At 73.3% G+C, this 10,994-nt stretch carries 9 protein-coding genes; all 9 read left to right on the forward strand.

What is annotated here, in order from left to right:
- Positions 1-38 precede the first annotated feature (38 nt).
- The 9 genes from H3C53_12465 (at position 39) to H3C53_12505 (ending at position 10,994) form a co-directional block, all read left to right on the forward strand.
- Positions 39-998, forward strand: a complete 960-nt coding sequence (locus tag H3C53_12465; GenBank protein ID MBW7917478.1) for an aminoglycoside phosphotransferase family protein — start codon at positions 39-41, stop codon at positions 996-998.
- A gap of 59 nt (positions 999-1,057) precedes the next feature.
- On the forward strand, positions 1,058-1,930 hold the full coding sequence (locus H3C53_12470) for a TIGR02452 family protein (GenBank protein ID MBW7917479.1): 873 nt from the start codon (positions 1,058-1,060) through the stop codon (positions 1,928-1,930).
- Positions 1,931-2,181: 251 nt separating this feature from the next.
- Entirely contained in the window at positions 2,182-2,697 is a 516-nt protein-coding gene (locus H3C53_12475) for a hypothetical protein (GenBank protein ID MBW7917480.1), read from the forward strand.
- Position 2,698: 1 nt separating this feature from the next.
- Positions 2,699-4,216 (forward strand): cbb3-type cytochrome c oxidase subunit I, encoded by a 1,518-nt coding sequence (locus H3C53_12480; protein ID MBW7917481.1) that lies wholly within the window; start codon positions 2,699-2,701, stop codon positions 4,214-4,216.
- A 422-nt stretch (positions 4,217-4,638) separates the two neighbouring features.
- The gene (locus H3C53_12485; protein ID MBW7917482.1) at positions 4,639-5,133 is read left to right on the forward strand and encodes a cytochrome c; all 495 of its coding nucleotides are present in this window, start codon (positions 4,639-4,641) and stop codon (positions 5,131-5,133) included.
- 101 nt (positions 5,134-5,234) lie between these two features.
- Positions 5,235-6,281: a hypothetical protein gene (locus H3C53_12490; GenBank protein MBW7917483.1), complete on the forward strand. Its 1,047-nt coding sequence runs from the start codon at positions 5,235-5,237 to the stop codon at positions 6,279-6,281.
- Positions 6,282-6,372: 91 nt separating this feature from the next.
- Positions 6,373-7,236: an ABC transporter substrate-binding protein gene (locus H3C53_12495; protein MBW7917484.1), complete on the forward strand. Its 864-nt coding sequence runs from the start codon at positions 6,373-6,375 to the stop codon at positions 7,234-7,236.
- 926 nt (positions 7,237-8,162) lie between these two features.
- Positions 8,163-9,116: a heme ABC transporter ATP-binding protein gene (locus tag H3C53_12500; GenBank protein ID MBW7917485.1), complete on the forward strand. Its 954-nt coding sequence runs from the start codon at positions 8,163-8,165 to the stop codon at positions 9,114-9,116.
- A 117-nt stretch (positions 9,117-9,233) separates the two neighbouring features.
- Positions 9,234-10,994 carry an MFS transporter gene (locus H3C53_12505; protein MBW7917486.1) on the forward strand — a complete coding sequence of 587 codons (1,761 nt, stop codon included), beginning with the start codon at positions 9,234-9,236 and terminating at the stop codon, positions 10,992-10,994.

Genomic DNA, 10,994 nt, shown 5'->3' on the forward strand with positions numbered 1-10,994 from the left:
GGTCCGGCCGGTGGGCTTCGCCGTACGCTTACCCCACGGTGCCTCGCCCGCCCGCCCGGACCCTGACCCCTGCTCAACTCGCCTGGCTCTCCCGCCGGATCGGCTCCGGCGCGCCCTGCCCGGCGGCGGAGCGGTTGGCGGGTGGCGCGTCGAGCACGGTGTTGGCCCTGCGTGACGCCGCGGGCGCCAGCCGCTTCGTCCTCCGTCTGCTCGATGACCGCGCCTGGCTCGCGGCGGAGCCCGACCTGGTGGCGCACGAGCTGGCGGCCCTCGCGGAGGCCGCTCGCACCGGCCTGCCGGTTCCGGAGGTGGTGGCCGCGGAGCCCACGGGGGAGGTGTTCGGGGCGCCGGCGCTCCTCACCACCTACTTGCCCGGCCGCGTGGTGCTCGCGCCCGGCCGGCCCGAGCGGTGGGCGGAGTTGCTCGCCGCCACCCTGGCCCGCATCCACGCCCACCGCGCGCCCGGCTTCCCCTGGCGTTACCGGAGTTGGGTGGAGGAGGGCTCCCTGCGCGTGCCCGCCTGGACGGCTCGCCCCGCCGCGTGGGCTGAGGCGGTGCTCCGTGCGCGTGGCCTGCACGACGCGCCCGGCACGTCCGAGCCGCGCCGGTGCACCTTCCTCCACCGCGACTACCACCCCCTCAACCTCCTGTTCGCCGGCGCCGGGCCGAAGCTGCGCCTGAGCGGCGTGATCGATTGGGTGAACGCCTGCGTTGGCCCGCCGGAGGCCGACCTCTCCCACTGCCGCCTGAACCTGGTGCTCACGCACGGCGTGGCGGCGGCCGACGCCTTCCTGGCGGCCTACCTGCGCCGCGCCCGCGTCGCGGACCGCGGTTTCGGCTACTCCCGGGCCTGGGACCTCGAGGCCGTCTTCGCCATGGCGGCTCCCGACCCCGCTTACCACGCGCCGTGGGCCGACTTCGGCCTGCCGGATCCCGGCGCGGGTGAGCTGCGCCGGCGGGTGGACGAGCTCGTGGCTGGGGCCGTCGCGGAGGGGTAGGCCCGCTGTTAGGCTGGACGGCAACGCCCACCGCGCCCCGTCCGGGCCCGAGGAGACGCATGCCTTCCACGCTCCAGTTCCTGCCCGTGGTCGATAGCGCCGAGCTTGCCGCCGCGCGCCGCCGCGAACTAGACATCGACCGCGCGCTGGCCGCGAAGCTCGGCGGGTCGGCCGTGGCCGCCATCCAGCGCGGAAGCTACACCGGACCGGACGGCGCGGAGGTCGACTGGCGCGAGGCGGTGACCGCCGCCGTGGCCTCCAAACGCACCATCCCGCCGGCCTACGGGCTGCCGCAGCGACCGGGGGTGACGTTCCCCGTGACCACCGTGCAGGTGAGCAACGAGACCACCCTCGCGGCCGCGTCGCGCCTGACGCGCGCGGGCCTAAGGCCGCTCGCCCTCAACTTCGCCAACGGCGTGGCGCCCGGCGGCGGGTTCCTCACCGGCGCGCGCGCTCAGGAGGAGGGCCTCTGCCGCTCCAGCGCGCTGTTCGCCACGCTCGACGGCGACCCGATGTACAAGGCGCACCGCCCCCGCGCACTGCCCGATTCCACGGATTGGGCCATCCTGTCGCCCCGCGTGCCCGTCTTCAGGCTCGACGACGGCACGCCCCTGCCCGCCCCGTGGCTGCTCGACTTCATCACCTGCGCCGCGCCGTACGCCCCCAAGGTGGGCGCCGAACGCTCCGCCGAGCTTCTCGCCGCGCGCATCGAGCGCGTGCTGGCCGTGGCCCGCGCCACCTGGTACGACACGCTGGTGCTGGGCGCCTGGGGCTGCGGCGCCTTCGGCAACGACCCGCTGCGGACCGCCCAGGACTTCCGCAGGGCACTCGAGGGTCCGTACCTCGGCGCCTTCCAACACGTGGCCTTCGCGATCACCGACTGGTCGGCGGAGAGGCGCTTCCTCGGGCCGTTCCGGGACGTGTTCGCCTAGCGCCGCCCCGCGGGGTCCCCGCCCAGGCCGCTCGTTGCTCGTGCCCACGCCGTGGGCTATAGTCCTGCCAATCACCTGCAGCGCGCGGCCCACCGCCTGGCCGCGAACAACCCCGTCGGGCAGGGCCCACACCCTTCACGTCGTCACCGCCCGCCCCTTCGCAAGTCGAGCGTAAGGCGTCACCTGCGCGCCGCACCGACCGGTGGAACGGAGGCGGCACGAGGCGCGCAGCGGAAGGGGTCGATAAGGGCATGCACGGCAGCGTTCTCGTCACCTTCACCCTGCTGGCGGCCGCGGTCATCGCGATGTTCGTGATCGTGGCCCTCTCGTCGCGCGGCGCCCCCCAGGACTACGCCGTCGTGAAACCGCGCGGCTACGCCGTGCGGCGCGCCTGGTTCTGGTCCCTGCTCGTCGCGCTGGTGGTGGCCTTCGTGGTGGCCTTCCCGTCGGTGCCCTACACCAAGGCCGCCACCGCGGTCGACGCGGTGGCGTTCCCCGTGGTGGCGCGCCAGTACGTGTTCGAGAACCTACCGGAGGTCGTGCCGCTCGGCACGCCCGTGGTGTTCAACGTCACGGCGGCCGACGTCAACCACGGCTTCGCCATCTACGACCCGCAGGAGCGGCTCGTCGCCCAGGTGCAGGCCATGCCGGGCGTGGCCAACGACCTCCACGTGACCTTCACCGACAGGGGCAAGTACACCGTCCGCTGCCTGGAGTACTGCGGCATCAGCCACGCCTTCATGAGCGGCGCTTTCGAGGTGAGGTGACGTGACGACGACCAAGCAACACCGCGAGGGCAGGCTCGTCATGACCCTCTACCTCGGCACCGGCCTGGCGCTGGTGGTGCTCCTCATGCTGGCGGGGCTCGCCATGCGCCTGGGTCAGGCCGGTTGGTTGAAGCTCGCCTCGGTCGACTTCTACGCCCTCCTCACCCTGCACGGCGCCGGCATGATAGCCGCCATGGTCCTCTGCGGCATGGGTGGGCTCTGGTACCTGGTGCGGCGCGAGGTCGACATGAGCCTCGCCGTGGGGCTCTGGGCGTTCGGCACGGCGTTGACCGGGATCGTGCTCGTGGCCGTTGCCGCCGGGATCGGCAAGTTCGCCGCCGCCTGGACGTTCCTCTACCCCCTGCCGTTCGTCAACCCCACCTGGCCGCAGTGGTCGACGGGCGCCTTCCTCATCGGCCTGACGCTCGTGGTCGTGGGTTGGGCCGTGTGGTGCATCCAGCTCCTCGAGGCCGTGCTGCGCGGCTACGGCGGCTTCCGCGGCATCCTCGGGATCGACATGGTCTTCAGGCCCAAGGCGTTCGCGGCCGCCGGCAGGAAGCCCGCGCCGCCCCAGATGCTCCCCGCCTTCGTCATCGCCTTCGACGGCCTCATCGCCGCCACGGCCGCCAGCCTGCTTGGCGTGGCCTTGATCGTGCACTGGCTCGACCCGTCCGTGCGACTCGACCCGCTCTGGGCCAAGAACCTCACCTACTTCTTCGGCCACGACCTAGCCAACTTCATCATCTACATGCTGATAGCCCAGGTGTACGTGGGCCTGCCCCTCTACACGCGGCGGCCGTGGCCCAACACCACGGTGCTGACCATCGGCTGGTGGGGCACCCTCCTGTTCCTCCTCCTCGCGTTCCCGCACCACCTCTACATGGACTTCGCGCAACCCGTGTGGATCCAGTACGTGGGCACCGCCGCCTCGTACCTCTCCGCGCTCCCCGTGGCGGTCGTGACGGTCTTCGGCGGCGTGCTGCTCGTCTGGGGTTCCGGCATGCGGTGGGCGCTCGGCTCCACCTTCATGTTCGCCGGGTTGGCCGGCTGGATCGTGGGCGGCATCGGGGCGTTGCTCGACGCCACCATCCACTTCAACACCGTCCTCCACAACACCCTGTGGGTGCCCGCGCACTTCCACACCTACCTGCTGGGCGGCTCGTTCCTCTTCGCCATCGGTTGGGCCTTCGCCATGGTGGAGGGTCGGAGCCCACGCACCTCGTCCGCCGCGACCCGCTGGGTGGTGGCGGGCAGCGTCCTCGTGGGCATCGCGCTACTCCTCGCCTCGTTCTACGTGGCGGGAGCGGCCGGCGTGCCGCGGCGCTACGACGTCGAGCCCGACCCGGGCGCGTTCTGGGCGGGCGTGGGTTCGGTCGGCGCCATCGTCCTCATCCTCGGGCTCCTCGTCGGGCTGGTGGAGGGCGTGCGCATCTGGCGCGGCCTGAAGCAGCCGCGCGCCGTGGGTGACTGGCCGTGGGCACCGGAAGGCGCGGCGCAGCCGCAGGGGGTGGTCAAGTGACCGCCGCGAGAGCAAGGTTCCCCGTCGGCGTGGTCGTGCTGGCCCTCGTGGGTTGGTTCGCCATCGTGGTCGCGTGGCTGCACCTCGGGCTCGAGCGCCCCGATCACAGCATCAAGGACCACCACCTGCAGCACATGTTCTTCCTGATAGGCGGTGGCCTGTGGGGCGTAGGGCTGGCGCGGCTGCTCGAACGGAGCCGCGGGCGGCGCGAGCGCCAGGGCGCCTGGCTGGTGCCGGCGCTGGTGGCGCCCATGGCGGCCATGTTCATAATGTGGCCCTCCACCTACCCGTACGTGGAGGCGCGCCCGGCGCTGCACATCCTCGAGCACGCGGTCTTCATCGGACTGGGAGTCCTGACCACGTTCGCCGCCTACCAGTACGCCCAGGTCGTGGCGTGGCTCCTCGGCGGTTCCCTGGCCGCCATGGCGTGGGTCGCGGCGTTCTTCTTCGGCGTCACGGCCCCGCCCGACCCGGCGGTGGAGGCCATCCTCAACGCCAAGCCGGCCGTGGTCGCCGGCGCGGGGGACGAGGGGCGGCAGGTGTTCGACCAGGTATGTGCCGCCTGTCACATGGCCACGGGCATGGGCCTGCCAGGAGCGTTCCCGCCCCTCGCCGGGCACTTCCCGGACCTGTTGGCGGCCGATGGTGGGCACGAGTACGCCGCCGGTGTGGTGCTGTTCGGGCTCCAGGGCGCCATCACCGTCGACGGCCAGACCTTCAACAGCCTCATGCCGCCGCAGCAACAGCTCTCCGACGAGCAGATCGCGGCCGTCCTCAACTACGTCGGGAGCGCCTGGGGCAACGAGCCGCCCGCCGGCGCGGCACCGTTCACGGCCGAGGACGTGGCCGCGCAGCGCGCCCGCGGCCTCACCTCCCAACAGGTACAGCAGGCGCGGAGCGAGCTGGCGTTGCCCTGACGCAACCGCGAACGTGCCCGGTGCCCCTCGCGGGCGCCGGGCACGCCGGCTTAATCGCGGCTTAAGGGGCTCCCCCCTAGGCTTCGACGCAGGAGGCAACGATGTCGAAGACCCTAGGCAGAGCGCTCTTCTCGCTCGTCACCCTCGCCCTGATGGCGAGCGGGGCGGCGCAGCACCCCCTGGTCGGCTCGTGGCAGGAGACGGCGATCGGGTTCGTGGTCACGTTCGAGCAGCAGCCCAACGGCCAACTCGCGGGCGTGCTGCAGGGCCAGGACGCCCCGATGCCGCTGAACATCGCCTCCGACCCGCGCGGGGTGCAGGGCACGTTCGTACTCGACGGCCAGACGCTCGGCTTCGCCGCCCAGCTCCAGGCCGACGACACCACGCTCCTCATCTGGCTCTACGAGGTCGATGGCGCCGGCCAAGCCATCCAGACCAGCTACGAGCAGTACACCGCCTACCGCGTGCCAGGCACCGGCCCGACCGCGGCGGCGCCTGCGGGCGCGCCCTCAGGGGCCCAGCCTGGCGCCAACGCGGGAGCGCCCTTCGGCGCCCAGCCGCAGCCGCCCTTCGGCGGGGCGGCCGCCCCGGTCCAGCCCGGCGGCGCGCCGTTCGGTGGCGCCCCCGCCCCGGTCCAGCCCGGCGCCAACCCGGGAGCGCCGTTCGGCGGCGCCGCGACGCCCGTGGCGCCCGGGCAACCGCCCGCCCCCGGTCCGTTCGGCGGGGCGGTCGCTCCCGGTCAGCCAGGCGCCCCGACCGGCTTCGGTGCACCGGCCGCCGCCCCGGGCGGCGGGGGCGCCATCGACCTGACGGGCACGTGGCAGGCCGACAGCGCCTTCGACGACGGCACGCCCTACACCGTCCGCCTCACCTTCGACGGCGCAGGCAACTGGCAGATGGAGGTCCTCGTCGACGGGCAACCGCTCAGCTCGTTCGGTGGCACGTACGCGTTCGGTGCGGGCGGCCTGCTCCAGTACCGCGAGACCACGCGCTCCCAGCAGATCTGCTACCGGGGCGAGTGCCAGCCGAACACGACCCCCGACGCCGGCGGCGCCGACTACGTCACCTTCGACGCGAGCGGCGCCATGGTCATGACGGACGCCCAGACGGGTGAGTCGTTCAGCTACCGGAGGGTGGATCGCCCCTGACAGTTCCGTGACACAAATGCGGCCTTCGGACCGAACAATGCGGTCAGGCGCGGTGCCGCCCGGTGGGCGGCACCGCTGTCACACGAAGGAGTTGATCGACATCCGAAGAGCTGCTCTGACCGCACTGTTCCTCGCCGCCACCCTGGTCGGCTCGCTGGCGCTCGCCGCCAACCGCATCGTCACGCTCAGCGGTGACGCCACGGAGATACTCTTCGCGCTCGGCGCCGGCGACCAGGTCGTGGCGGTGGACGCCACCTCCAACTACCCCGCCGCCGCCACGGAGCTGCCCAACCTCGGCTACCCGGGCGCCCTCGGCCCCGAGGCCGTCATGGCGTTCGAGCCCACCCACGTGATAGCCAGCAAGATCACCGACCGACTGCCGGAGGCGCTCCTCGGCCAGCTGGAGGCGCTGGGCGTCACGGTCGTGCGCCTCGACGAGGCCCCCACCATCGACACGCCCGCCAACAACATCCGCCGCCTCGCCGCCATCACGGGCCAGGAAGCGCGCGGCGAGGAGCTCGTGGCCGGCCTGAACGACCAGTTCGCCCAGGCCGAGGCCATGGCCGCAGGCTTCGCCAAGGCGCCCCGCGTGCTCTTCCTCTACCTGGGCAGCCGCCAGATGCAGTTCGCGGGCGGTGCCGGGACGGCCACCCACGTGCTCATCGAGGCGGCGGGCGCCGTCGACGCGGGCGCCGAGGCGGGCTTCGTCGGCAACCAGCCGTTCACCACCGAGGCGCTGGTGGCCGCCGCCCCCGACGTGCTCCTCGTCACCGACCGCGGCCTCGCCGCCGTGGGCGGCGTGGCGGGCGTGCTCGACATCCCCGGCGTCAAGCAGACCCCCGCCGGCCAGGCCGGCAACGTCGTCTCCTACGAAGACCTCTACCTGCTCGGCATGGGGCCGCGGTTCGGCGAGATGCTCCTCGACTTCGTGGGCCGGCTCAGCCAGATGCAGTGACGGCGAGTGACGCCGGCTAGCGCGCCGGCCGCGCGGGCGGCGCGGCCGGTGGTACTGGCCGGGCTGACGCTCCTCACCCTCGCAGGCCTGCTCGTCTCGCTGGGGTGGGGAGCCGTGGCCATCGAGCCGCAGCAGGTGGTCGCCATCGTGCTGCACCACCTCGGGCTCGAGCCCGCCACCGCCTTCACGAGCCAGCAGGACGCCGTGCTGTGGAGCATCAGGTTGCCGCGCGCGCTCTTCGCCCTCCTAGCCGGCGCGGGCCTGGCGCTCTCGGGCGTGGCGCTGCAGGCGGTGCTGCGGAACCCGCTCGCGGACCCGGCGCTGCTTGGCATCACGGGCGGCGCCACGCTGGGCGTGGTCACGCTCGTGGCCGGCGCCGGGCTGGTGGCGCGCTGGCTCCACCCGCTGGCAGGGGTGGTGGGCGCCCTCGCGGTGGGGCTGTGGCTCCACCGCGTCGCGCGCGCCGGCGGCGGCCGCTCGGACACCGTGACGCTGATACTGGCGGGGGTGGCGTTGCAGATTCTGCTCGCGGCCGTGGTGACCATCGTGATCGCCGTGGCGCGCCGCCCCGGCCTGCCCGACGCCACCTTCTGGACCCTCGGCACCCTGAGCGGCGCCCGCTGGCAGGACGTGTGCGTCGCCGCGCCCGGGGTGGCGGCGGTGCTGCTGCTCCTCGTGCGGCTGGCCCCGCGCCTCGACCTGCTGCTGCTGGGCGACGCGGAGGCGCGTCACCTGGGCGTAAACACCAACGCCACCGGCTTGCAGGTGATGGCGTTGGTGGCGCTCCTGACCGGCGTGGTGGTGGCGTACTGCGGCAGCGTCGCCTTCGTGGGCCTGGTGGTGCCGCACCTGCTCCGCACCCTGCTCGGCCCCGGCCACCGCACGCTGGTGACGGCCAGTGCCCTGGGCGGCGCTGCCCTCCTCACCTGGGCGGACGCCGTGGCGCGCAACGCCATCAGCCCGCTCGAACTCCCCCTCGGCGTGCTCGTCACGCTGGTGGGCGGACCGCTCTTCTTCTACCTGGTTGGCCGCAGCCGCCGCGCGGGCGCCTGGTGACTCCCGAGCCCACCTCGCGGGCAGCTGGTGGCGCGCCCGGCCTGGTCGCGGAGGAGGTGAGCGTCGATCGCGGCGGGCGCGACGCCCTCGCCGGCGTGAGCCTGAGCCTGCGCCCCGGTGCCGTCACCGTGCTGGCGGGGCCGAACGGGGCGGGGAAGTCGACGCTCATGGCGGTGTTGAGCGGCGACCTGACGCCGCGCCGCGGTCGCGTTCTGCTCGACGGCACGGACCTGCGGGAGTGGCCCGCCGCCCGGCTGGCGCGCCGCCGCGCCGTGATGCCGCAGGAGACGCTCCTGACGTTCGCGTTCACCGCTGAGGAGGTCGTGCGGCTGGGCCGCCACCCGAACGCCCCCGGCCGGAGCGCTGGCGGGAACGACGACGAGGTCGTCGCCGCCAGCATGCGCAAGACGGAGACCACCGACCTGCGTCACCGCCTCTTCCCGACCCTGTCGGGTGGCGAGAAGGCGCGCGTCACGCTGGCGCGCGTGTTGGCGCAGGAGAGCCCCCTGCTCTTCCTCGACGAGCCGACGGCCAGCCTCGACCCGCGCCACCAGCACCTCGTCATGACCACCGCCCGACGCGCCGCCGACGTGGGCGGCGCCGTGCTGATCGTGCTGCACGACCTCAACCTCGCGGCCACCTACGCGGACGCGGTGGTCCTCCTCAAGGCCGGGCTGGTGCACGCCGCCGGTGCCCCAGCCGAGGTGCTCACGGCCGAGACGCTGGAGGACGTGTACGGCGCCCCCTTCCGGGTCATCGACCACCCCGTGTACGGCACGCCGCTGGTGGTCTCTCTAGCCGCCGCCCGGGCGGACGAGTGTTGAGGGAGACGCGTGGCCGACGCCCAGGCGGCCCGCCGCGGGGCTAACATCCGCAGCGTGAGTAGCGCCCCCGTCTCCACCCGCGACCGGAACTACATCCTCTTCGGCATCCTGCTGGCCATGTTCCTGGCCGCCATCGACCAGACGATCGTGGCCACGGCCCTGCCGCGGATCGTCGAGGACCTCGGCGGGCTCGAGCGCTACGCCTGGGTGTTCACGGCCTACCTCGTGATGTCGACCATCCTCGTGCCCATCTACGGCAAGTTGGCCGACATGTACGACCGCCGCAAGATCGAGCTGTGGGCCATAGGCCTGTTCCTCGCCGGCTCGTTCATGTGCGGCCTGGCGGGCGAGTTCGGGACGCTGCCGCTCCTGGGCGACGGGATGACGCAACTGATCTTGTTCCGCGCGCTGCAGGGCGTTGGCGCGGCCGGGCTGCTCGGGTTGGCGTTCATCATCATCGCCGACCTCTTCCCGCCCGCCGAGCGCGGCAAGTACCAGGGGCTGGTCGGCAGCGTCTTCGGCATCTCGAGCGTGTTGGGCCCGCTACTCGGCGGCCTGCTCACCGACCACGGCGGCGCCATCATCCCCGGCGTGGCCGGGTGGCGCTGGGTGTTCTACGTCAACCTCCCCTTCGGGGTGCTCGCGCTCTGGTTCATCATCAGGCGCATGCCGCACCTCGTGCCGCGCGGCGAGCGGGGCCGCCTCGACCTCCTGTCGGTGGCGCTCCTCTTCGCCGGCCTCGGTCCGCTCGTGCTCGGGCTGCAGCTCGACAAGAGCGAGCACCCGTGGGGTTCGCCCACCACGCTCACCCTCCTCGGCGTGGGCGTCGGCGTGCTGGCGCTCTTCGTGCTCCGCTCGCTCTACACGCGCAACCCGATCCTCGACCTGACGCTGTTCCGCGACCGCATCTTCCGCACGTCCAACGTCGCCGTGTTCTTCCTTGGCGCGGCGTTCCTCAGCATGGTGGCGTTCCTGCCGCTCTTCATGGTGAACGTCCTGGGCGTGTCCGCCACCCGCGCCGGCCTCAGCCTCGTGCCGCTGTCGCTCGGCGTGACGGCCAGCTCCACCTTCGCCGGCATCCTCGTGTCGCGCGTGGGGCACTACCGCCGCATCCTCCTCGCGGGCGGGGTGGTGTTGCTGCTGGGCGCGTACCTCCTGTCGCGCATGGGCCCCGACGTGCCCTACTGGCGCGTGTCCCTCTACATGGTGATCGCCGGTGTGGGTCTCGGCCCGTCGATGCCCCTCTACACCCTGGCGGTGCAGAACTCGGTCGACTTCCGCAAGATCGGCCAGGCGACGAGCGCCGTGCAGTTCTTCCGGCAGATCGGGGGCGCGCTCGGCACCGCGGTGCTCGGTACCGTGCTGGCCACCGGGTTGGCCTCCGCCTTCGCGACCAACATGCCGGCGGGCGCGGCGGACCTGGCGGGCGTGGGCGCCGGCGCCGTGAGCGCCGAGGGGCCGGGGGGCGGTGGGCTCGACGAGGTGGCCGCCGGGATCGCGGCGCGCTTCGATCGCGTCTACGCGGCCGTGGCCGCCGCCGTCGAGGCCGGCGACGACGCCGGCGTCGCGAACGCGCTGGCCGCGGGCGGCGTGCCCACCGCCGCCGCCCAGGGCGCCCTCGCGGCCTCCCGCGCCGCGACCGACCCGGCGGCCCGCGCCGGCTTCCTGGCCGGCCTCCGCGCCGAGTTGACGACGCAGGCCGAGGCGGTCACGACGGCGGTGCTGCGGGGCATCCGCGTGTCGTTCGCGGCCGCCGTGACGCGCGTGTACGCCATCGTGGTGTTCCTCGTGCTGGCCGGGTGGCTCGTCACCTTCCTCCTGCCGGAGAAGCCCCTGCGGAAGACGCACGCGCCGGCGCCGGTGGTGGCGGGGGAGTAG

It is taken from the genome of Trueperaceae bacterium (genome assembly GCA_019454765.1).
Classification (GTDB): Bacteria; Deinococcota; Deinococci; order Deinococcales; family Trueperaceae; genus JAAYYF01.